The sequence below is a fragment of the Bradyrhizobium sp. CCBAU 51745 genome, from assembly GCF_028128715.1.
Classification (GTDB): domain Bacteria; phylum Pseudomonadota; class Alphaproteobacteria; order Rhizobiales; family Xanthobacteraceae; genus Bradyrhizobium; species Bradyrhizobium manausense.
This window is the reverse complement of record NZ_LBJP01000089.1, coordinates 241757-264748: the sequence shown is the minus strand read 5'-3', so window position 1 is coordinate 264748 and position 22992 is coordinate 241757. Positions and strand designations below refer to the sequence as shown.

Genomic DNA, 22992 nt, shown 5'->3' with positions numbered 1-22992 from the left:
ACCTCACAGCACAATGGGAATGAAATGGTTGCAGTCACCTGTGAACTGCCGGCCTCTGGTTACGCGCTTGGAATGTATGGCTGCCTCAGGTGCGAATTTGCAACCCGGGGGGAGGGCACAAGAGCGGTTGAGAAGAACTGAAGAGGCGCTTTCCATGCTTCAAATCAGGACCAATGACGCGCAGACGCATGCGCGCGAGGACATTTAGACCCTGGGGCCAGCGGATTTTCTGCTTCGCGCGTGCGGTTTTTGCCGCGCGGGCTCTCGTCTCGTGTTGGGGTGGATGGCCCCCTTCCGCCACACTGCGTGGCAAAATGAGGTCGTCGCTGACCTCGCACGAAGGAGCCTCCCATGGAAACGAACGTTCGCATCGGTTTGGATACGTCAAAGAGTGTATTTCAGTTGCATGGCGTTGATGGCACCGAGCAACTAGTTCTGCGGCGCAATTGAAGCGCGGGCAGGTTTTGGAGTTCTTTAGGCGTTTGCCTTGAACCAGTCTTGTCGCTGCGCGCCTCAAGGCAAAATGGCACCCGGAGAGCCTGCGCACAGCGACCCGAAGGGGCACGCGACTCCGAGCGCGATGCGCCCACGCCTGGTAGGGCCTGCGCCCCCCAAAAAGCACCTCAAGGCCAAGTCCCTGAGAATGCAGCGGAAGGCGGAGCCAGCCCGAGATTTTGTATTCTGTCATTGTCTGCGGACGGAGCTCTCGCTAGCCGAACTACGCTGCAGCTTGATCACGCGCTTCGAGAGAGACTTGCGGTACGGGTCGCGGAGATTAAGGTGACATTTAAACGCTGCAGCGCGGATGTGCGCCTATCGTCTCCCCACCCGAGTCCGACCTCGCTCGACATGCTTGTGTGCTCGAGAGGCGCATCTCGCTTGAGGTAAATGCGCAGCCTGAAGGAGGCCATTCGGCGACAAATTTTGTGATGCAGCCATCTTTGAATGATCGGCGCGACTGCGTGTCGTCCAAAATTTGCTGCGAGGCGCGATGGCTCGGAAAAATTTTGACTAACCGGATCATAAATGTCCCTCCCCAAGATAGAGGGATCATGGGCTGTTGGGGAATTGGGATGTTCGCCAGATTGAAACTTCGCATTCGTGGCCGACTTGTCGCCGGCTTCTTTGTCGTGTGTACGATTTTTGTGCTCTCAGTCGCAGTCACACTCGTGTCGGTCACCGCCGTCTCTATCACCGTCAACCAGATGGTGAGCTCGCGCACGCCGGCGGCGATCGCCAGTAGCGAATTGGTCGGCAATATTCATGCGACGCTCTCGGCTTTGCGCGGCTATCTCTTGAACGGCAATTCGCAGGCCAAGCTCGACCGGCTGGCCATGTGGAAAAAAATGGATGCGATGGTGGTCGCGTTTGACGAACTGTCGAAAGACTTCGCCGGCTCCGAAACTCGAGACAAGTGGACGGATGCCAAGGCTTTGATTTCAGAGTTTCATGCAGCCCAGGAGAAGGCGGAGGCGGTTGCGTTCACCGCGGACGCGTATCCGGCGACAAAGCTCATGACGACGGAGGCAGACCCCCGTGCCGAGAGCATTTTTTCCGAAACCACTCGAATGATCGACGAGGAGGGAGGCCTTGAGGCGACACCCGAGAGAAAGCAATTGTTGAAAGCGCTAGCCGATACGCGCGGCAATTTCGCGGCCGCAATATCACTGCTTCGGACATATCTGATGACGGGCAAAAAGCAAGATAAGCAGAAGTGCTTCAAGCCTTGGGAGCTGTTCGAGAGGGGCCTCGCCGACGTGACCGCCCAGGCCTCGCTTCTTACGCCCAGGCAAAGGGAATCGTTCGATAAGGTCACCAAGGCCGCGCAGGAATTTTCATCGCTCTTTGAAAGGATCTTCGCCCTGCGGGACTCCCCTGGCTGGAATTTGCCCGCCGACATTCTCGCCAGCGAAACGGCGCCACGCGCGCTCAAGATCCTGGACCTGCTCGACGGCACCACCGGCGAGGATGGAGCGCGAAGTGGCGGAATCAAGACCGTCCAGATGGGGCTGCTCGCTGACGGCGCACATGAGGTGGAAGCGGGTCTACGGCTGTTGAGAGTGACGCTATGGGGACTTCTTGTTGCTGGAGTGGCGCTCGGCATTGTCATTGCGTTCCTGACCGCGCGCGCCATAGCGACACCCATTCAGGGAATGACAGCCGCGATGGGCAGGCTGGCAGCTCATGATACGTCCGTAACAGTGCCTGGGATTGGACGGCCTGACGAAATCGGCGAAATGGCAGATGCAGTCGAAGTCTTCAAAAGGGGCATGATCGAGGCTGATCAATTGCGAACCGAGCAGGCGGAGAGCGAGGCTCGTGCGCTTCATCAGCGCCGCACGGAGCTCCTACAACTCGCCAGCCGCTTCGAGAGTGCGGTTGGAGATATTGTACATACCTTGTTCTCGTCTTCGACCGATTTGGAGGCAGCCGCCAATGCCCTCAGCAACACGGCCGAGACGACGCAAAGGCTCTCTGCTCAGGTGTCTATCGCCTCCGGGGAGGCTTCCAGCAATGTGCAATCGGTCGCCTGCGCGACCGAGGAAATGAGCTCTTCGGTGACCGAAATCAGCCGGCAAGTTCAGGAAGCCGCTTTGATTGCGAGTGGGGCGGTTCGACAAGCCCACCAAACCAACGATCGCGTGAACGCGCTCTCGGCGGCGGCCACGCGCATCGGGGATGTCGTTGCGCTTATCAACAATATTGCCGGGCAGACCAATCTGCTGGCTTTGAATGCCACGATCGAAGCGGCGCGAGCAGGCGCGGCGGGCCGCGGGTTTGCTGTCGTGGCGAGCGAAGTCAAGGCTCTGGCCGAGCAAACGGCGAGGGCGACAGGCGAGATCGCCAACCAAATCGATGACATCCAATCGGCAACGCAGAAGTCTGTTTCGGCCATCAGGGATATCGGCCTCACGATCGGTAGGCTCTCTGAAATATCGTCGGCAATTGCCTCTGCGGTTGAAGAGCAGGGCGCCGCCACGCAGGAAATTTCGCGCAACATTCAGCATGCAGCGCAAGGGACAGAGCAGGTCGCCTCAAGCATCGTGGACGTGCAGCGCGGGGCCAATAAAACTGGAGAGGCTTCAGGTCAGCTGCTTGCTTCAGCGCGGGTCCTGTCCAGCTACAGCTCGCGGCTCAGGACAGAAGTGGAGAAGTTCCTGCAAAGCGTTCGCGCAGCCTGAGCTTTCTCTCGCTCAATGCAAACAAGCAAAAGCTTTTGGATGAATTGCAAAACAACACAAACTGGCGCTCCGACGGAAGCAGTTCTGGCCGTTTCCCAAGCTGCGGGGTCAACAATCATCGCTCCGCCGTTTGGCCAGCCGAGACAACAGATCGTCGGCGCGATCGGAGATTGCGAAAGGTTGCGGCAATGCATCGGTATTCTGCAGCGCGTTCTCGTCTCCCTTGAAAGAGCCGCTCGAGAGCAAGATCGTCGCACCTTCGACGAACGGCGAGACCAAATAGAGCATTTGAACCTGCTGCTGATGCAAAAGCTCGATCAGCTATCCCGGATTGACGGGTCGTTACGAGATTGGCTTCGCGGCGCTTGATCATCCGCCTGCATTGATCATCTCCCACGTTGGCTTTGGCTCTGGCGATGCTTGCTCTCTTGACTTACCCAATGTTACCCAACTTCGATCGGAATGGGTGAATATGGGCGGAAAATGACGGTTAGCGTTCCCGACACTCGCGGCCCTGGAAGAGGAGGGGCACGTGAATTTCCGGGCCAAAGAGCCCAGAGGAGGGATTAATGCCAAGGACGCAAGCCGCCTCGCGCGGCCATTCGGCTCATTTGTTCAATACCGCTCTGATTTGCTCAACTCTGCTAGGCGGTGCGGCCGCATCTTTCGGCCAGGCCAAAGCAGAGGATATCAACTGGCGCCAGTTCGAGGGCGCTTCGATCGTGTGGGCATATGACATCCATCCCTATGCCGACGCGGTTGCAGCACAGCTGCCTGAGTTTGAGAAGTTGACAGGCATCAAGGTGACGCCCGAGCTTTATCCGGATGACGCCTACTGGAATAAGCTGACCATCCAGCTGAGCACAAAGTCGCCCTCCTGGGACGTCGTCGGCACGGGGATTCAGCCGGCTTGGGATCTCGCACCCGGCCAACTGCTCGAGCCGCTCGATCGCTATCTGAACGATCCCAAGCTCACCTCGGCAAGCTATGACTACAAGGACTTCTTCCCCGCACTACGTGACGCGCTGACTTGGGAGATCAAGGGCGGGCAGATCGAGGCCGGCCGGGGTCAGGTATGGGCGATCCCGCACGGCTTCGAAAACATCCAGTTGTTCTACCGCAAGGACATTCTGGACAAGCACGGTATCAAGGTCCCGGTAACCCCGCAGGACATGTCTGCAGCTTGCGAGAAGCTGAAATCTGCTGATCCCGGGATCACACCTCTGGGGATTCGGGGAGTGCGCTTCTGGAGCAGCATCCACACGGCCGCGGTCTCGATCGCCAAGTCCTATGGTGTCCACGACTTCGTCGTCAAGGACGGCAAGTTGGAAACTGGTCTCGATTCGCCTGAGTCGATCGTCTTTCACAAAGACTATGTGGAGATGATCAAAAAGTGCGCCGCTCCATCCTTTGCCAACGACAACTGGTATCAGGTGGTCGACGGTATCAATTCGGGTCGGACAGCGATGGCGATCGATTCCAACATGTTCGGGTTCTGGAACGATGTTGCCGGCAAGCCCGCTTCGGGCAAGATCGCATTCGCTCCCCCGCTGCGCGCTCCGAACAGCAAGAATTTCGAATCCAACATCTGGATCTGGTCCCTGGCCATGAATGCTGCCTCCCAGAAAAAGGGAGCGGCGTGGCTGTTCATTCAATGGGCGACGTCAAAGCAGGTTGAGCTGAACGGAGCCGTCGCCGGCAAGCTCGTCAACTCTCCGCGCGCTTCGACCTGGAGCGACAAGGTTTGGCTCGACTATGCGGCTAAACCGGAATTCGCGAACTTCGTGGATACCTTCAAAAGCGTGCAGGACAGGGCTGCGCTCGCCTTTACGCCGCGCGTAGGGTTTGCCGAGGCCATGAATGCCTGGGCAGTCGCCATGCAGAAAATGGTCAATGGGGCGGACGTGAAGGCGACGTTGACCGACCTCGCCTTCGAGATCCGCTCTTCCATGTAAGGCGATCGGGGGACGGCAAAAGGGTTTGCCGCCCCCCACCACGCCCGAGTATCTTTTGAGAAGTGAGCGATGGACCTTCGAGGCACCGACGCAACCGTGACGTTACACTCATCGGCAGGGCAACTGGCACCGTCCAAGGACGAGCAGGTGCAAGGCGCCGAGCAGCATGCGCTTGACTGGTGGAGCCTTGCTGCGATTGCGCCCGCCATCATCATCCTGCTTGGATTTCTTTTTCTGTTTTTCTATGGGGTCTTTCAATCGCTGACGGATCTGAGGTTTGGCCGTCCCCTGGTTCGCTTCATTGGATTGGCCAATTATGATGTAGCGATCAAGACCCAGGATTTCTGGAATAGCGTGCGGGCGACCATGGCGTATGCCTGCTCCGCCGTGCTCGCGGAAGCGCTGTTTGGGCTTGCGCTCGCCAAATTGTTCGCAAGTGGGGTGTTCCTTGCCCGGCTGATGCGACCCGTCATTCTCCTTCCCTTGGTTCTGCCGCCAATGAGCGTCGCTTTGATGTGGACCACAATGATGGATCCGCAGAACGGAATCCTGAACTATTTGCTTTCGCTTGTTGGGATCGGCCGGTTCGCATGGATTTCCGACGCCAGCACGGCGATGTTCTCGCTGGTTCTCATCGACATATGGACTTATACGCCGTTTTTCGCGCTGATCATCTTCGCCGGCCTGCAGGGCATCAACGATGAGGTCAGAGAAGCCGCGCGGGTGAATGGGGCGAAGGGTTGGGCAACCTTCCTCCATATCGAGCTTCCGCTCATCGCCCCCTACATTCTGATCGCCGCGGTATTTCGGCTGATCGAATCGCTCAATCAGTTCGATATCATCTTCGGAACAACGCAAGGAGGCCCGGGTGACAGTACCTCCGTGCTCTCGGTCCGCGCCTACATCACGGCCTTTCAAAATCTTGCCTTCGGGCGTGGTGCAGCGCTTATGGTCGTCAATTGGTTGATCGTACTTCTCGGGACCATGGCCATGGTGAAGTTGTGGCGCTTGGTCCGGCAGCGTGTCAGCTAGAGGAGGCTTAAGATGCGTTTAAATCGCTCAACGCCCGCAAGCCTACTCCTCAATTTGCTGGTTGTTGCCTGTACGCTGGTCCTGACATTTCCGCTGGTCTGGATCGTGATGATGTCGCTGAAGCAGCAGGCGGAGGTCCTGACCTGGCCGCCGCGCTTCATCTTCACGCCGACTTTCGAAAACTTCCGCGTCTTGTTCGATACAGCGCAGGCCGGAGCTACAAGCTACGGCACCATCAAAGTTGATTTCCTAACGCCGGTCGCCAACAGCGTTGTGATCTCACTTGGCGCGGTGTTCGTATCGCTGATCGCCGGGGTGCCTGCAGGCTACGTCCTGGCGCGGCGTGATATCCCCATGAAGGAGGACATCGCATTCTTCATTCTTGGATTTCGCTTCGCGCCGGCGCTCCTTGTCGTCATACCTCTGTTCAGTGTGTTCCAGACAGTGGGACTTTATGACACCTATTTCGGTATGATCTGGGTGTATCAGGTCGTCACGCTGCCGATGATCATCTGGCTCAGCCGTTCATATATCGAGGACATCCCTAAGGACATTGAGGAGGCGGCGGCCATGGATGGTGCAAAGCCATTCCGGGTTGTCTGGCACATCGTCCTTCCGCTTTTAAAACCCGGCCTGATAGGCGCTTCATTGCTTATTTTCCTGCTCGCCTGGCACAACTTCGCTCTCGGCCTGATCCTCAGTTCGACGAAAGCACCGGTCACCGTCGCTCTCCTGAAGCTGCTCAATCCGGGCGTTCAGTTCTATCCGGTCATGGCTGCGGGTCTGGTGGTGACCATGATCGTACCTGTTATTCTGATCATCCTTGGTCAGCGTCATCTCGAACGTGGTCTTACCTTCGGGGCCGTGAAATGAGCCCGAGACCATTGATGTTCTTTGGAACGACCAATCTCGATCTCTGCTTCAACGTCGAGCGGCTTCCAACGTCGGGTGAAAGCCTGATGGGAAGCTTGAAGCGGAATGCGGGAGGCAAGGGCGCCAATCAGGCGGTCGCCGCCGCTCGATTGGGCCTTCGGCCGAGCTTCTACACCCGGCTCGGCGATGACGATGCCGGCCGGTCGTTGCTGCAAGCGTTGCGTGAGGCAGGCGTCTGTCTGGATGCAGTTACGGTGTGCGAAGGGGAGATATCGGGTTCTGCTCTTGTCCTCGTCGGTGACGACGGCTCCAACATGATCGTCATAGACGCTGGAGCCAATGCAGATGTCACACCTAGCATGGTCGAAAGGGCCGCCGAATTCATTGGGCGGGACGCAATTGTCGTTGCCGAGATGGGCTTGCCGGTCTCCGCGCTCAATCACCTCTTTGCGATGAAGAGCGTCAAAGGTTTCGAGCTCATTTTCAATCCGGCCCCCGTGAGGGCCGGCTTGTCGGCTGCGGCCTGGAGGAGTGTCGATTTCGTCACTCCAAACCAGACCGAGGCCTTCGAGCTCACCGGTGTCGAGGTGCATGACTTCGACAGCGCCGCTCATGCGGCCGGAAAGCTCCTCGATCTCGGCCCGAAAGCAGCCCTGATAACGCTTGGCGCGCAGGGGGCCTATTACGCCGATGACAGCTCGTCTTTTGCGCTCCGGGCATTTCCTGTGAAGGTCGTTGATACGACCGCAGCGGGCGATGCCTTCAATGGAGCCTTCGCAGCCTCCCTGGCTCAGCGGCTACCGATACGGCAAGCGGTCAAGAAGGCCCTTGCTGTCGCGGCGCTGTGTGTAACCCGACGCGGCGCGCAAAGCGCAATGCCGAGCAGCGAAGCCGTTGACGAGTTTCTCAAATCTCAAACTATCCTGGAGTTGGAATGACCGAACAGTTCTCAGTTGCAGACAGGACCGTGCTCGTGACCGGTGCCGGTGGAGGCATTGGCTCAGCCATTGCCAATGCTTTCCGTCAAGGCGGGGCGAACGTCCTGGCAACTGACGCAAATGTGGAAAACCTCCGGGACATTCTGACGCGCTTGCCGTACGGAAACGGCATCTTGCCGCTGAGCATGGATGTGTCGCGAGAAGACGATGTCGGCAGGGTGCTGGATGAGATCGCCAAGCGCTTCGGCAGGCTCGATGTCCTGATCAACAACGCCGGAATAAAATCGGCTCAGCCGCTTCTGACCGGCGACGCCGACAGAATCGAAAAAACCATACAGATCAATTCCGTCGCGGTGCTTCGCTGTGCCAAGCTGGCGATCGAGCGCTTCATGAAGAGCAGGGGCGGCCGCATCGTCAATATCGGGTCCTCGTTGTCATCTCAGGGCGCGGTTTTCAACTACCAGGCTGGGGGTGCCGACTATTGCCTGTCAAAGGCCATCGTTCACGATGTGACAAAGCTGCTCGCTTATGAATGTGCGCCGCTCAAGATCAACGTCAACGCAATTGCACCCGGGATTATCGACACACCCATGCACGGCCGCCCTCGAGAAGAGACCGAAGCGCGCCACAGTGGCCGGATTCCACTGGGCCGGGTCGGATTGCCGGAGGATATCGCAGGGCTCGCGGTATTCCTGGCCAGCCCCGCAGCCTCCTACATGACCGGGCAGATCGTTCATGTGAATGGCGGGATGCTGATGAATGGCTAGCACCGGCTCCAACATCAACTGGCCGTCAATAGAAGGGATCATCTCCGACCTCGATGGCGTCGTCTACCGCGGCAGCACTGCAATCGCGGATGCAATAAAAGCGTTCACGCGATGGCAGAAGGCCGGCGTGCCGTTCTGTTTTGTGACCAACAACTCGACGCATACCCCGGAGGATGTCATCCGCAAGCTGAGTGGATTCGGGCTTGCGATCGCACCATCTCAGGTCGTGACAAGCGCCATCACGGCTGCAGAACTCATCCGAACGAATTATCCGCAGATGACGCGAGCCTATGTCATCGGGGCTTCGTCGCTTGTCACGGCCATGCTCAATGCCGGCCTGGAGGTCACTGATCGAAGCCCCGAAGTTGTTGTGATGGGGCTCGACCGGGATATCACGCACGAGAAGATGCGAATTGCCGTTGAGGCGATCCTCAATGGTGCTGTCTTCATCGGAACCAATCCCGATCTTCTGTTGCCGACGACCAGCGGGTTCGAGCCTGGGGCTGGTGCGATCATTGCAGCTGTGGCTGCCGCGACGCAAGTGCAGCCTTCGATCGTCGGAAAGCCGCAGGTGCCGATGATCGAGACAGCGCTCTCACGCCTCGGGACCAACCGAGCTTCGACGGTCATGATTGGGGACCAGGTTCCTACGGATATTCAGGCCGGAAAGAGGGCGGGACTTGCCACGGTGCTTGTGACAACCGGCGTGCCGATGCGTCAGGATTCGTCCCTGATGGCCCCCGACTTCATCGTGTCGAGCTTGCATGACGTTGAGGTGAGCGCCGCGCGCGCGGCCCGCCCGCAACAGAGGAGGGCATAATGGCCGATGTGCGCCTGGAAGGTCTCAAGAAGGCCTATGGGACGATCGAGATCCTGCGCAATATCGACCTTGCGATCGATCACGGGGAATTTGTTGTCTTCGTCGGTCCATCCGGGTCAGGCAAATCCACGCTTTTGCGCATGATTGGCGGGCTCGAGCCCATCAGCGGCGGGCGGCTCCTCATCGACAATGAGCTCGTCAACGATATCGATGCGGCCGATCGCAACCTGGGCATGGTCTTTCAAAGCTACGCTCTCTATCCGCATATGACAGTGAGAGAGAACCTCGCCTTTCCCCTGCGCATGGCCAAAGCCTCGAAAGCTGAGATCGCCACCAAGATAGCCAAGACTGCGTCGCTCTTGCAGATTGATCATCTGTTGGATCGCAAGCCGCGACAATTGTCGGGCGGCCAACGCCAGCGCGTCGCAATCGGGCGCGCCATCATGCGCGAGCCAAAAGTGTTCCTGTTCGATGAGCCGCTCTCAAACCTCGACACCGAGTTGCGCGTGCAGATGCGGGTTCAGATCGCCAAGCTCCACAAGCAGCTCGGAAATACCATGATCTACGTGACCCATGATCAGGTCGAGGCGATGACCATGGCCGACAAGATCGTCGTTCTCAAGGACGGCAACATCGAACAGGTAGGCAGCCCGCACGATCTGTATCACAACCCGGCCTCGCGCTTTGTGGCTGGATTCATCGGTTCGCCCAAGATGAACTTCCTGGGCGGCATGGTCGCCTCAGCCCATGACCATGGCGTGGACGTTCGGTTGGACGCCGGTCTCACGATCTCCGTTCCGGTCCAGCCGGACCAGATGCTGGTTGGCAAACCGGTCACCGTCGGAATTCGCCCGGATGACTTCTCCTCAACGGTGCCTGGGCAGGGGGAGATCTCGATTGAGCTTGGGATCGAGTTCGTCGAGCATCTCGGCAGTGTCACGTACATCTACGGTAATGCTGGAAACGAGGCTGTCGTTGCCAGGGCAGCACAATCCGGTTGGCCCAAAGGCGCCAGCAGCCTCACCCTCACCGCCGCTCCAGCCGATTGCCACTTGTTCATGAGCAATGGAAAGGCGGTACGGCGGTTGCACGCACCTGCGAGTTGGAGCTAGTCTTGACGTAGAGCCGTGCAATGATGCGCGGCTCAAAAGGGGCACGCGGACGGCTGAAGTGAAGGGAGCCGGTATCAGGCAATTCTTCCGTAATTCCCGTTCGTTTGTCCTTGGTGCGGGGATCGGGTCGGGCATGACCGCAAGGGCCGCCGAGCGGGCGGGCGCCGATTTCGTGCTCGCGCTTAATGCAGGCCGTTTTCGTGCCATGGGTGGCGCCTCGCCCGCCTCGATCCTCCCAATCCGCAATAGCAATGAATTCGTGGCAAGCTTCGGACGGACCGAAATCCTTGCAAATACGAAGCTACCGGTCTTCTTCGGGGCCTGTACCTTCGACCCCGAGCTCGATCTTGATGGTTGGCTCGACCGGATCATCAAATGGGGATTTGCCGGTGTCACCAACTTCCCATCGGTCATCCATATCGACGATGAGCGCAGGTCTTTGCTCGAGAAGTGTGGTCTTGGTTACTCCCGTGAAATCGAGCTGCTCGTGAAAGCTGCAAAACGCGGCCTGATGACGATTGGCTATACGCGCAGCCAATCCGAAGCGCGCCGCATGGTCGAAGCCGGCGCCGAGGCCATTTGCATCAACTTCAATCTCAACCGTGCCGTTGAAAGCGGGTCCGATCCATCGATCAGCCTGTCTGAACTTGCAGCGCGTACGAATGCCGTTGCGCGCGTTGCTCAATCCGTCAACAAGAGCGCCATCTGCCTGCTTGGAGGCGGCCCGATTACAAAGCCGGATGAGCTCCTGGACATCTGCCGCGAAACCGGAATCCAGGGGTTCATCGGAGGCTCCTCGCTTGACCGCGTGCCTCTGGAAATGTCGGTGCTTGAGGTGACGTCGGGGTTCAAGACTATCCATCTGTTGCGCGAGAAGGTGGATCTGCTCGAACGGCAGCTGCAGTTGAGTGGCTTCAGACACGGCGTGGTCGCGCAGTCCTCGGCAATGAAGCGCATCCTCGAGATCACCAAACGCGTTGCGGCGACCCCCAGCCCAGTCCTCATCTGGGGAGAGGCCGGCTCCGGCAAGCGTAGGATAGCAAACCTGGTCCACGCGTTCAGCGACCGCAGGCAGGCCAAGGCGGCGCTATTTCATTGCCGCCCCGGTCCGGCGATGGATACACTTGGTCCGTTGTTCGGCGCCGAGCGCCTTGAGAGCGGCAGACGCCAATTGTCGCTCCTGGAGACGTCGAGCGACGGAGCCGTCGTGCTGCTGCATGTCGAGCAGCTTTCGCGCGATGGACAGGAGCGCCTCGCCGATTACCTCGAGACAGGCGGATTTACCCCTCTGAACGGGGTAACTGTCATGCGTTCCCATGCCCGGATCATTGCGACCGCGACGGTCGAGCGAGGCGCTGGTCTTGAAACGGTTCTGTGCGCACGGCTTCTCGCCCTTTTTACCGGCCTGGACGTCCGCTTGCCTTCGCTGCCCGACAGGCTTGAAGATCTGCCGCAACTCATTCAACACTTCACGGTGGAAGCGAAGGGGGATTCCAGCGCCCAGACGCTCACAATCGAAAACTCTGCATTTCTTGCGCTCGCCGGGCACGGCTGGCCAGGCAATTTGCGCGAGCTGCGGCAGGTCGTGAACCAGCTCGTGACCCTCCCATCAAGTCACATCACCGGTGAAGTGCTAAAGCCGCTGCTCGAGGCACCTTCAGGCGCCAGGCCTGCGGCCGCGCTGTCCGAGCGAGACTGGATTATCGAGGGCCTGAAGAGAAATCGGCTTCACCGCGGCAAGACTGCTCGCTCTCTCGGGCTTTCGCGCAAAACCCTCTACAACAAAATCAAGAAGCTGCGGATTCTCGACTAGGGCCTCATGGCTGCCGCAGCGACTGCTTTGGCCTGGCCGCATGCTCCAGAGAGAACCTCGGTATGGACGAGGATCGATGAAAGCCAAGGCTGACGAGGCCGATATCCGATCCGATCGACAGCGCAAGCGCGTCGGACCCCAGATAGACGAGTCCATCCAGCTGCGAGCCTAGCCGTTGCTCTGCTGCTGCCATCTTCGCCTCGTCCGCCGCGACAAACAGGACTTTGAACCCGCGGCTTGCAAACCATTCCATTCGCCGAAGCTCGAGCTCCTGCCCGCTATCGAGCGGCACTCCGGCCGGTGTCCGTTCAATCATGGAGGCAGGCGGAAAATTCGTCACTCCGGTCATCTTTGCATCCTGTAACAGATCTCCGAGATCTTCCCAGCAGGCAAAGGGATCGATCATGACGACGGCCGCATAGCAGCAAGGGGGCGCCTTGGGGCTCGCGTGCAAGTCCCGCACGAGGCAGTCGTTCCAGTCGATGACAGGAAGTGTAGCCATGACGAGCATGGCATTCTGCGGAAGAGTCCGCAGTGACGGCGCATAGATCGTTATCTGATCACCGCGAGGCGAGGGGAGACTTGCCGCAATGCGACCTAAGACACTGGTTCTCACGGTTCTACCCAATCCTACCCATTTGAACCTTTCGCCGATCTTACACGCCATTCCATCGAGGTCTAGACCACCACTCGTCGATCTTTGGGGAAGCAATGTCATGTCTTTCTTCGGCGGGGGAGCCGGGCTCGGCTGGATGCGATGAATGCTAACGCCGTCATAGCCGTTCTTGCTTGAGTAGCCTCTTCGCGCCTTGCTGTGAGCCGGATACGATTTGCCGATGCTGCCCGAGTTCGGCTCGTTCTGAAAAAGCGCCCGTGAAGCGTCTCGGGTAGAAAATTCCGGGCGAGCTATCGCTGCGTCCTACGGATCCGCTAGCAGACCGGCTCGTCTGCTTCCTCCCTGACTCGCGCCGCTGCTGGAAAACTCCGGCAGCGGCATCTTTTTGTCTCGGAGCGCGCCGACGATGCGGGCGGCCCAAACCACAAAGCTCGCCAGCTGACGTTCGCCTCCTTGCACAGGGGAGAGGCGGCTTCCCTCGTCACGGTGGCGCTCAGGATGAAGCGGCTGCTGCTATGGCCGCTTGGCAGCTACCCAACTTTACCCAATCGCGCTCGTATCCGGGCTTATGGGCCATTTCACTCCGATCTAGACCTCCAGGTGTCCAGAAACGTCCAGGAGGAAGATCGTGTCTCACCATTACGCGGACGACGAAAGGTCGGTCCGGGATGGTCAGCGGTCCGATCCTGCGGGCATGGTCGCGATCGTCGCAACCCTGGACACAAAGGCCCGCGAAACCGCTTATCTCGCGCGCGTCATCGAACAGTGGGGCCGCAAGACTCTTACGATTGATGTAGGCACATCAAACCGGCGGAACAGCAGCGATGCACGCGTGGCTTCACCCGCCGAGGTCTTACGGGAAATAGCTGCAAGCGCTCGTGAAGAGGTCAAGGAGCTCCTCCGATCAGGTGCGATCGACGCCATTGTCGGCGTGGCGGGCGGCAAAGGCAGCGCGGTCTTCGGTGAAGTTGTATCGGATTTGCCGTATGGATTTCCGAAGCTGCTGGTGAGCAGCGCGAGGCCGGCCCTCCTGGCCGAATTGGCCCTCCACAACGACATCATCCTCTATCCGACCCTGGTCGATCTTTTCGGGATCAACGCGTTCACCGAACGCGTTCTGGACAATGCGGGGCGGGCCGTTGCGGCGATGCGTTATGTACCCGCTCAAGATCGGCAGAAGAGAAAGACTGTTGCGATCACGGCCTTTGGGGTCACGACGCCGGCGGCAAATCGTTGTGTCGCGCGGCTGGCAGAGGCAGGCATCGACGCGATTGTCTTTCCGGCCAATGGCGCGGGGGGCCGCAAGATGGAGCAGCTCGTGTCCGCCGGTGAGTTCGATGCGGTGCTCGATCTGACCACAACCGAGCTCGCTGACGAGCTGGTCGGCGGCACCGCCAGTGCGGGTCCGGATCGGCTCAAAGCAGCATCTCGCCGCATGATTCCGCAGCTCATCGCCCCGGGGGCCGTCGATATGGTGAATTTTGGCCCTCCCTCGAGCGTGCCTGCCGAGTTCAAGGAGCGCCAATTCTATTCGCATACCCCCTTCACGACGCTTATGCGCACGACCGTCTCGGAGAACGAGCGCATAGGCAGGTTGACTGCCGAGCGCCTTTCGCAAGCAAAGGCGCCCGCCCTCGTTCTGTGGCCGGCCAAGGGGGTCTCTGACTATGACCGGGACGGCGGCATCTTTCGAAACCCTGAAGCCGATAGGGCCTGGTTCGACGCGGTCAGGCGACGTCTGCCGCGATCGATCATCGCCCGCGAGCTGGATTGTCACATCAATGATCCGGAATTCGCGGAGGCGGCCGCATCGTGGATCGTCGAACAATTGACACCAGGAGGTTCATCAGTTGCGGATGTTTGACCGGGCCGAAATACTCGCAAAGATCTCAGCTCAAGTTGCGGCTGGAAACTCAGTGCTTGCCGCTGCGAGCAGTTGCGGCCTCGTCGCAAAATGCGCAGCTCTCGGCGGCTCCGACATGCTCGTGGTCTACAGCACCGGGCTGTCGCGGTTGATGGGGCTGCCGACGAGCCGGATCGGCGATTCCAATGCGCGCACGCTCGAGCTCGCGGCGGAGATCCGCAACGTCGTCTCCTCCGTTCCTGTGATAGGCGGTGTCGAGGCCTGGGATCCCCTTCGGCTCGACCTCGATGATCTCTTGGACAAGTTTTGGGCTGCCGGATTCTCCGGCGTGATCAATTACCCGACCATTTCAACGATGGGCGAGAAATGGCGCGAGCGTCGTGGCCGCGTCGGGCTCGGCTTCGAGCGCGAGGTCGAGCTGATCGCGGCGGCCCGCCAGAAGAACATCTTCTCCCTCGCCTATGTCGCAACCCCGCACGATGCCACGGCGATGGCAGCCGCGGGAGCCGACTGCATTGTTCCACATGTCGGTGCAACGCGCGGCGGGCTTGTGGGTCATGAGGAGGGACAGTCGATCGAAGAGGCCATCAGGCGCATCAACGAGATCAATGCTGCCGCTCAAGCCGTCCGGCCGGAAGTCATCCTTCTCTGCCATGGCGGGGCAATCGCTGAGCCCCAGGATACCTCGGAAGTCTACCGATCGACCGGATGTGTCGGTTTCGTCGGCGCCTCTTCCATCGAACGGATTCCGATCGAGCGGGCCGTGAAAGCTGCAGCCGAAGAATTCAAAGCCGTTCCGCTCCCGCGAAAGGGCCAGCATTCACTGCATGATCTGCACCGAGGCACGAATGAATAGCCCAGTCACCGGATTGAAAGCCGATACCGCCTCCTTCTCCAAAGCGAGCAAGCCCACGCACGATTGGGAGACGGACGTGCTCGTGATTGGCAGCGGCGCCGCTGGACTGTCCGCGGCGCTCTATGCGGCAAAGGCCGGACTTCGCGTGACGGTATGCGAGAAGTCTGGCCGGCTCGGTGGCACGACCGCCCTCTCGAACGGCATGATCTGGGTTCCATGCTCAATGCAGGCTCGAGCGGCGAAAATTGATGATTCGATCGCGAAAGCGAAGACCTATCTGCAACACGAACTTGGCAATTACTATCGCGCCGAGTTCGTCGACGCCTATCTTGAAGACGGTCCAACAGCGCTCGCCGGCCTGGAGAATGGGAGTGAAGTCAAATTCACACTGGCCTCCGCCCCCGATTATCATTCGAGCCAGATCGGCGGGGTCGACAAGGGCCGGGCGCTCAGCCCCGCGCCTTATGACGGACGGCTCCTCGGGAAGGATTTCGACCTCATAGGTGATCCGATCCGTGTCGTGCTCGGCGGGATGATGATTTCATCCAGCGAGGTCAGAAGCTTCCTTAATCCCTTGCAGTCGGCTGACTCGCTCAAGCACGTCCTGCGCCGGGTCGGCCGCTATGCAAGCGACCGCCTGCGCTACAGGAGGGGCACTGAACTCAGTGGGGGCAATGCGCTGATCGCCAGGTTACTGGTAAGCCTGCGTACATATGGCGTTGAAATCTGGCCAAACTGTCCTGCGGTGGATCTGACGAGGGAGGGCGGGAGAGTGACTGGCGCCATCGTCAAGCGGGATGGCGCGGATTTGCGCATCCACGCCTCGCACGGAGTGATCCTGGCAACCGGCGGCTTTGCACGGAACGGTCAATTGCGAGCGCAGCTGAGCGGAGCTCACCAGCACCATGATACGCTGGCCCATAGCGGCGTCACTGGTGATGGCATTGCGCTCGCAGGCAAGCTCGGGGCTGCGATCGATAATGACGTTGCATCGAGCGGCTTCTGGACGCCCGTCTCTATCCTCAGGAACGGCCGCTCCTCGCAAGTGGTCCCGTACGGCTGGCTCGATCGTGGCCGTCCAGGTGTCATCGCCGTGGGACCAAATGCCAAGCGCTTCGTCAATGAATCCAATTCGTACCACGACATCTGCCTTGCAATGTTCAACAACGGCTATCCGGCGGACAATCGGTTCTATTTCATTTGCGACAAGGAATTCGTCCGCCTCAGAGGCATGGGGCACCTGCTTCCCTGGCCATGGACTTTGAGCATCAAGAAATATGCCCGCTTGGGCTACATCGAGATTGGCCGGACGATTGCGGAGCTTGCGGCGGAATTGGGGCTCGACCCGAAAGAGCTGCAAAAGACAGTTGAAGAACATAATGCCCACGCAGCTGAAGGACGCGATCCGCTTTTCAAACGCGGTGAATCGGCTTTCAACCGAACCCTGGGAGATCCCGCGGTCGGAAAGAAAAACCCGAACCTTGGAGCGATAAAAAACGGACCATTTATCGCGCTTCCGATTGTCCCGGCAACCCTAGGAACGGCGACCGGCCTGTCAACGGATCCCGGCGGAAGGGTCCTGAATGGAAACGGTGTGCCGATCGCAGGTCTTTATGCCTGCGGCAACGACATGACCTCGCCGATGCGCGGGATCTACCCCGGGGCAGGCATTACGATCGGACCAGCGATCGTGTTCGCTTATCGTGCAGTGAACAGCATCGTACAATCCGCGCATCAGGCACAGACGGCGGCGGCATCCGGAGCTTAAGGAGGTGTTTTCACCTGCTCGCCCAACAACGACGGACAGCGAAGAAAGCGAAACTGCGCAACGTCGGCCAGCTCGCTTTTGAGTATATGAGCGGCCCAATCTCGTTTGATACCGGGCTTATCTTCTGACCTGGAGGGGCACGATGCGCCGCTTACGCCATGCCAAGATCGTCGCCACAATTGGGCCGGCAACCGCGTCACCTGAAAAGCTTCGCGCACTCTATCTTTCGGGGGCCGATACTTTCAGGCTGAACTTCAGCCACGGGACCCATGACGACCACGCTCGTGTGCTCGCCTCGATCCGTGCGCTGGAGCGGGAATTCAATCGACCGATCGGCGTGATGCAGGATCTGCAAGGCCCGAAGATCCGCATTGGCCGGCTTGATGAAGGCAAGCTCGCGCTGGATGCCGAGGAGACCGTCTGCTTCGTGCTCAGCGAAAGGACAGGCGGGAGGCAGTCAATTCCGCTGCCTCATCCAGAAATATTCGCAGCTGCCTATCCCGGTCAGGCTCTGCTCATCGACGATGGGCGCGTTCGTCTGATCGTCGAAAAGCTGGCTTCCGACCAGATTGTGGCGCGCGTTGCGACCGGCGGCGTCATCCGTGATCACAAGGGCGTCAACCTGCCAGGCGCGCTGCTCAACATCTCGCCTCTAACCAAGAAGGATCGAGCCGATCTTGCATTCGGCCTCGAGCTTGGCGTTGACTGGGTTGCATTGTCCTTTGTTCAGAAACCATCTGACCTTATCGAGGCACGCGCATTGATCGGTGAGGCCGCCGGTGTCGTTGCCAAGATCGAGACCCCGATGGCGCTTGATCGTATTGGGGATATTATCCACTTGTCAGACGCCATCATGGTTGCGCGAGGCGACCTCGGGGTTGAAATCCCCCCTGAGGAGGTGCCGGGCCGGCAAAAGGAGCTGGTCAGGGCGTGCCGGCTAGCTGCCAAGCCCGTCATCGTCGCCACTCAGATGCTGGACTCGATGGTCACTGCGCCGACACCGACGCGCGCGGAAGCCTCTGATGTCGCCACCGCCATCTATGATGGTGCGGACGCGGTGATGCTCTCGGCTGAATCAGCCAGCGGCGCTTATCCAATCGAAGCGGTCGAAATGATGGATCGCATCATCAAGAGTACGGAGCAGCATCATCTGTACCGCTCTCTGATCGACGCCTCGCGAGGGGATGAAGACATGACGCCGCCCCACGCCGTCGCGGCTGCGGGGGCTGACCTTGCAGCCGCCATCAATGCCAAAGCGATCATAGGCCTCACCGCTAGCGGGACGACGGCGGCCAGAATAGCGCGCAAGCGGCCGCCGGTGCCGATACTTGCTTTGACACCGGATCAGAACGTAGCAAGGCGCATGTGTCTGTTGTGGGGCGTGCACAGCGTCGTCTCCGGCGATCCCGCAGGCCATGAAGAGATGGCCAGGATTGCGACGAATGCCGCGCAGCAGCAGGGCTTTGCCACGTCAAGCGACCTGGCTGTGGTGGTGTTTGGACTGCCTTTTGGGCTCAGAGGCGCGACGAACAATGTGCGGGTGGCCGTCTGCTAGAGCATGATCCGGCAAGGCGCGAAGCGGTTTTCCAAAAGGATCATGATCAAACAAGGAGCTAAAGCGCGATGACGATTCAACCCAATCCCTCGCGCGTTAGCGGTAAGGTTGGGGTTCAGCTGTTCGAGCTCAGGCCCGCAGCTCTTTCTCGATGGACACGACATGAAGGTGTCCGCAACTGATTGCAGCTCGCCTGATCAGGAGCTCACATTGCTTGAGTTCGACGACAGCATCAGCCTCGCCGATATACTTCCCTTTATCGAAGAAAAGCTGTCGATCGGCCTGTGGCGAAGCAATGACAAAGGGCAGATGCAATGGTCCCGCGGATTCTACGAGTTGTTCGGCCTGGACCCGCGCCAAACAGGACCGTCCCCTGCCGAGATCGAAAGAAGGATTCATCCCGACGACCGCGGCCGGGTCCGCTGGCTCAATCAGCGATCAATCGAGCATGGGATGCTCGAGGACGAATTTCGTATCATCCGGCCCAACGGCACCTTGCGCAGAATCTGGGCCCGAGCCGAGCCGTTGCTGGACCCGGCCGGCACCCGCAATGGCTGCTTGGGCTTGCTGCCGATGTCACCGAAAAGCGCAACTTGTCGGAGGCTCTCAATATTGCAACGGAGCGCTGCGTCGCTATGGCCCGAAGCGCTCGGGGACTGGTCTGGACGGCCAGTCGCGACGGTCACATAAGCGCATTTTCCGAACCAGATCAATGCGTAGACCAGGTTGGGCCTGGATCAAGCTGGGCGGACCTTCTCCATGACGAGGAACGCGAAGCCGTTCTCAGGCAGTGGCAATTCTCCTTAGCAACGGGACAGCCATACGAGGTGGAGTCCCGGTTGCGGCAGGCAGATGGAGCTTACCATTGGCATCAATGCAAGGCTGTACCGCTCGGCAACGGCAATGGCGGTGTAAGGGAGTGGCTCGGCGTCTGGGTCGACGCGCATTACGATATACTCGCAAGGGAGCGAAAAGGCTCATCGAAGCTCACGGGAAGGCAGTTGCGAGCCGCACGGGGGATGCTGAACTGGTCGGTGAAGCAGTTGGCCGAGCGAAGCGGGGTGTCATGCGCCGTGATCAGGCGGCTGGAAGAGTACAATGACACGCCTCCCGCGTCCGACGATCTGCTACAGACTCTGTGGAACACGTTTGCGGGTGCGGGAATTGAGTTCACATTTCCGCTGGTCGGCAAGCCAGGTGTTCGGCCAAAATGACTTGATGCTTCCTCGCCGCTGAACCAACTGCCTACGCCATCGCCGAGTGGTACGTCAGCTCGTTTGGTTTACTCCGATAGTGTGGCAAGCACCAGCGACGAGCGCAGTTGCGAGCGCGTGCGGTGAGGGCATGCGGATAGCTCGATATCGGTTTTGGCTGCATCAAAATTGGGCTGGCGAGAACGGCCGGCGACTCGTCGGAAGCCCGCTTCAACGCGGGCGCAGTGTCGCTTTCCCGGCCAAATTTGCCCAACATTACTCAGATCTCCCTACGTTGCTCTAGGCAATCTCGCGCCTGATGTCGTGAATGAAGCGCCGAAAAGCGGGCCGCCCAAGAAGCCCACCATCGCCTGCAAATCCCATTGCCGGGATGACCTTCCAGGAGCGCTCTCGTGCCAGCAGCCCTTCGCATTTCAACGTGCGGCTTACGCCTTCGAACGGTCGGCGTGAAGATGATGTGCTCGCAATCGCTTGCGATGTGACACAGCAACATGGATACGCTCCTTATCGCGACGTTCGAGATCTTGAGCTTTGGCGCGATCGTCGTGCTGGTCGTGCTCGGTCTCGGGATCATTGCCAGCATGATGGGCATCTTCAATTTCGCCCAGGGCGAGTTCGTCCTGCTCGGCGCTTACATCACCTATCTCGTGCACAGCGTCGGTTTGCCGGTCTCGCTCGGCATGCTTGCCGCGCCCGTCGCGGTCGGAACGATTGGTTTCGTCCTGGAAAAACTCGTGGTGCGACGGTTCTATGCCGCTCCCATCGTCGCCATGCTCGGAACCTATGCGCTCGGGCTGATCATTCGCGAAGCCGTGCGCGGCCTGACCGGTGGCCTCTATCTCTCGGTGCCGGAGCCAATCAGTGGCTCGATCACAATCGGTAATCTGCATTTCGCCACCTGGCGCGGCGTCATCGTCATCATCACTTTGCTGGTCATGGCCGCGAGCCATGCGCTGCTCGCCTACACTTCGTTCGGCCTGCGAGTCCGCGCCTCGCTGGAGAACCCACAGCTGGCGCGTGCCTCCGGTATCTCCACGGGCATGATCTACAGCGTCACCTTTGCGTTTGGTGCGGCACTCGCGGGTCTCGCCGGCGCGCTCATCGTGCCGGTCTTCTCGCTGTTTGCCGATCTCGGCATCCGTTTTCTTATCCAGGGTTTCGTTGCCGTCATGGTAGGTGGCGTCGGGTCCTTCGCCGGCCCGGTCGCTGGCGCCAGCGTTATCGGCACGTTCAGCGCCTGGCTGCCTTGGCTGATGTCACCGGTCATCGCCGACGTTCTGGTGTTCGTGCTCGCCATCGTTTTCATCAAGTTCCGGCCGCAAGGCCTTGTTTCGGGAAGAGGGGTCAACCGATGATCAATACCAGCCGTCAACTGAGCCGCCGCCGCTTTATCCGCAATTTCGCCTTCGCCTCCGCCGCCATCGCAGTGGGGCCGGGCAGCTGGGTTATCCGCCCGGATTGGGCAAATGCTGCGGAAGGCCCGATCAGGCTCGGTATTGCAACGGATCTTACGGGCTCACTCGGCTTTGCCGGCAATACCGACGCCAATGTCGCTCGCATGCTGGTCAAGGAGATCAACGACTCCGGCGGCCTGTTGGGGCGTCCGATCGAGCTCCTGATTGAGGACACTGCCTCCGACGAATCCGTCGCTGTGGGCAATGTGCGCAAGTTGATTCAGCGAGACAAGGTCGATTTGGTGATCGGCGGTATTTCGAGCTCGATGCGCAATGCAATCAAGGACGTCATTATCTCTCGCGGCAAGACGCTCTATATCTATCCGGAAGGGTACGAAGGCAAAGAGTGCACGCCCTATCTGTTCTGCACCGGGCCGGTACCGGCACAGAATTGCGACCAGTTCATTCCCTGGTTGATCAAGAATGGTGGCAAGCGTTTCGCGCTGCCTGGCTCCAATTACGTTTGGCCGCAAACGATCAACGCCTATGCGCGCAAGGTGATCGAGAGCAGCGGTGGCGAAGTCGTCTTCGAAGAATACTATCCGCTCGACCAGATCGACTTTTCCTCGACGGTTAGCCGCATCATATCCAACAAGGTCGACGTGGTGTTCAACGCTATCGTCCCGCCCGGCGTCAGCCCGTTCTTCAAACAGCTCTATCAAGCCGGCTTCTCCAAAAACGGCGGGCGGCTGGGTTGCGTCTACTACGACGAAAATTTCCTGGAAATGAACCAAGCCCAGGAGATTGAAGGGCTCGCGAGCAGCCTCGACTACTACAAGGTGCTTGCGGCGGAGGATCCGGTAAGCGCCAGGATTCAGTCGGCTTACGACAAGCAGTTCCCTGCCAAGTTCCGGTTCTCTGCAGGCAGCGCCGCGACCGGCACCTATCGAGGACTGAAGCTGTGGGAGGCTGCAGTGAAGGAGGCCGGTACAATTGATCGCGACGCGGTCGCCGCCGCCCTCGACCACGCGAAGATAGCGGAAGGGCCGGGCGGGCCTGCGGAAATGGCGCCCGGCAAGCGCCACTGCAAGATGAACATGTACATTGGCGTGGCGAAGGGCGGCCAGTACGAGATTGTCGCGCGTAGCGCCGGCCTGGTCGATCCAAAGGAGTGCTGATGTCATCGACCGGCACTGGCATACAGCCCCCGCCTCACGTGATTGAAGCTGCTCG

19 protein-coding genes and 1 pseudogene are annotated in these 22992 nt (G+C 59.4%); 19 read left to right on the top strand and 1 reads right to left on the bottom strand.

Going from position 1 to position 22992, the window contains the following annotated elements:
• Window positions 1–351: 351 nt before the first annotated feature.
• The 11 genes and pseudogenes from XH98_RS41300 to XH98_RS31410 form a co-directional block, all read left to right on the top strand.
• Window positions 352–488, top strand: a pseudogene (locus XH98_RS41300) (IS110 family transposase); the annotation flags it as partial.
• Between the two features lie 585 nt (window positions 489–1073).
• A complete protein-coding gene (locus XH98_RS31455) occupies window positions 1074–3182 on the top strand; it encodes a methyl-accepting chemotaxis protein (protein WP_271620936.1) in 2109 nt (702 codons plus the stop codon).
• Between the two features lie 39 nt (window positions 3183–3221).
• Window positions 3222–3551, top strand: a complete 330-nt coding sequence (locus tag XH98_RS31450; protein WP_271597921.1) for a hypothetical protein — start codon at window positions 3222–3224, stop codon at window positions 3549–3551.
• Window positions 3552–3751: 200 nt separating this feature from the next.
• Window positions 3752–5137: an ABC transporter substrate-binding protein gene (locus XH98_RS31445; RefSeq protein WP_271620935.1), complete on the top strand. Its 1386-nt coding sequence runs from the start codon at window positions 3752–3754 to the stop codon at window positions 5135–5137.
• Window positions 5138–5206: 69 nt separating this feature from the next.
• The gene (locus XH98_RS31440; RefSeq protein WP_271620934.1) at window positions 5207–6169 is read left to right on the top strand and encodes a carbohydrate ABC transporter permease; all 963 of its coding nucleotides are present in this window, start codon (window positions 5207–5209) and stop codon (window positions 6167–6169) included.
• Between the two features lie 12 nt (window positions 6170–6181).
• Entirely contained in the window at window positions 6182–7042 is an 861-nt protein-coding gene (locus tag XH98_RS31435; RefSeq protein WP_271620933.1) for a carbohydrate ABC transporter permease, read from the top strand.
• Window positions 7039–7980: a ribokinase gene (locus XH98_RS31430; protein ID WP_271620932.1), complete on the top strand. Its 942-nt coding sequence runs from the start codon at window positions 7039–7041 to the stop codon at window positions 7978–7980. Before XH98_RS31435 ends, XH98_RS31430 begins: the two co-directional genes overlap by 4 nt.
• Entirely contained in the window at window positions 7977–8747 is a 771-nt protein-coding gene (locus XH98_RS31425; RefSeq protein WP_271597926.1) for an SDR family NAD(P)-dependent oxidoreductase, read from the top strand. Before XH98_RS31430 ends, XH98_RS31425 begins: the two co-directional genes overlap by 4 nt.
• Window positions 8740–9567 carry an HAD-IIA family hydrolase gene (locus XH98_RS31420; RefSeq protein WP_271597927.1) on the top strand — a complete coding sequence of 276 codons (828 nt, stop codon included), beginning with the start codon at window positions 8740–8742 and terminating at the stop codon, window positions 9565–9567. Before XH98_RS31425 ends, XH98_RS31420 begins: the two co-directional genes overlap by 8 nt.
• Window positions 9567–10679: an ABC transporter ATP-binding protein gene (locus XH98_RS31415; RefSeq protein ID WP_271620931.1), complete on the top strand. Its 1113-nt coding sequence runs from the start codon at window positions 9567–9569 to the stop codon at window positions 10677–10679. Before XH98_RS31420 ends, XH98_RS31415 begins: the two co-directional genes overlap by 1 nt.
• Window positions 10633–12492 carry a phosphoenolpyruvate hydrolase family protein gene (locus XH98_RS31410; RefSeq protein WP_271620930.1) on the top strand — a complete coding sequence of 620 codons (1860 nt, stop codon included), beginning with the start codon at window positions 10633–10635 and terminating at the stop codon, window positions 12490–12492. Before XH98_RS31415 ends, XH98_RS31410 begins: the two co-directional genes overlap by 47 nt.
• 4 nt (window positions 12493–12496) lie before the next feature.
• Here the strand turns inward: XH98_RS31410 and XH98_RS31405 are convergent, their stop codons facing one another.
• The gene (locus XH98_RS31405) at window positions 12497–13003 is read right to left on the bottom strand and encodes a hypothetical protein (protein ID WP_271597930.1); all 507 of its coding nucleotides are present in this window, start codon (window positions 13001–13003) and stop codon (window positions 12497–12499) included.
• Window positions 13004–13736: 733 nt separating this feature from the next.
• On the opposite strand from XH98_RS31405, the gene XH98_RS31400 reads away from it, so the two are divergent.
• The 8 genes from XH98_RS31400 (at window position 13737) to XH98_RS31365 (ending at window position 22937) form a co-directional block, all read left to right on the top strand.
• Window positions 13737–14972: a Tm-1-like ATP-binding domain-containing protein gene (locus XH98_RS31400; protein WP_271620929.1), complete on the top strand. Its 1236-nt coding sequence runs from the start codon at window positions 13737–13739 to the stop codon at window positions 14970–14972.
• A 52-nt stretch (window positions 14973–15024) separates the two neighbouring features.
• Window positions 15025–15828: a phosphoenolpyruvate hydrolase family protein gene (locus XH98_RS31395; protein ID WP_271597932.1), complete on the top strand. Its 804-nt coding sequence runs from the start codon at window positions 15025–15027 to the stop codon at window positions 15826–15828.
• Entirely contained in the window at window positions 15800–17596 is a 1797-nt protein-coding gene (locus tag XH98_RS31390; RefSeq protein ID WP_271620928.1) for an FAD-dependent oxidoreductase, read from the top strand. Before XH98_RS31395 ends, XH98_RS31390 begins: the two co-directional genes overlap by 29 nt.
• Before the next feature lie 142 nt (window positions 17597–17738).
• On the top strand, window positions 17739–19151 hold the full coding sequence (pyk, locus tag XH98_RS31385) for a pyruvate kinase (RefSeq protein ID WP_271620927.1): 1413 nt from the start codon (window positions 17739–17741) through the stop codon (window positions 19149–19151).
• Between the two features lie 162 nt (window positions 19152–19313).
• Entirely contained in the window at window positions 19314–19841 is a 528-nt protein-coding gene (locus XH98_RS31380; RefSeq protein ID WP_271620926.1) for a PAS domain-containing protein, read from the top strand.
• Complete coding sequence (locus XH98_RS31375) at window positions 19787–20365, top strand: PAS domain-containing protein (RefSeq protein ID WP_271620947.1); 579 nt, start codon at window positions 19787–19789, stop codon at window positions 20363–20365. The genes XH98_RS31380 and XH98_RS31375 overlap by 55 nt, the downstream gene beginning before the upstream one ends.
• Before the next feature lie 491 nt (window positions 20366–20856).
• Window positions 20857–21720, top strand: coding sequence for a branched-chain amino acid ABC transporter permease (locus tag XH98_RS31370; RefSeq protein ID WP_271597936.1), 864 nt, complete (start codon window positions 20857–20859; stop codon window positions 21718–21720).
• Window positions 21717–22937 carry a substrate-binding protein gene (locus tag XH98_RS31365; RefSeq protein WP_271597937.1) on the top strand — a complete coding sequence of 407 codons (1221 nt, stop codon included), beginning with the start codon at window positions 21717–21719 and terminating at the stop codon, window positions 22935–22937. The genes XH98_RS31370 and XH98_RS31365 overlap by 4 nt, the downstream gene beginning before the upstream one ends.
• The last annotated feature ends 55 nt before the right edge of the window (window positions 22938–22992 follow it).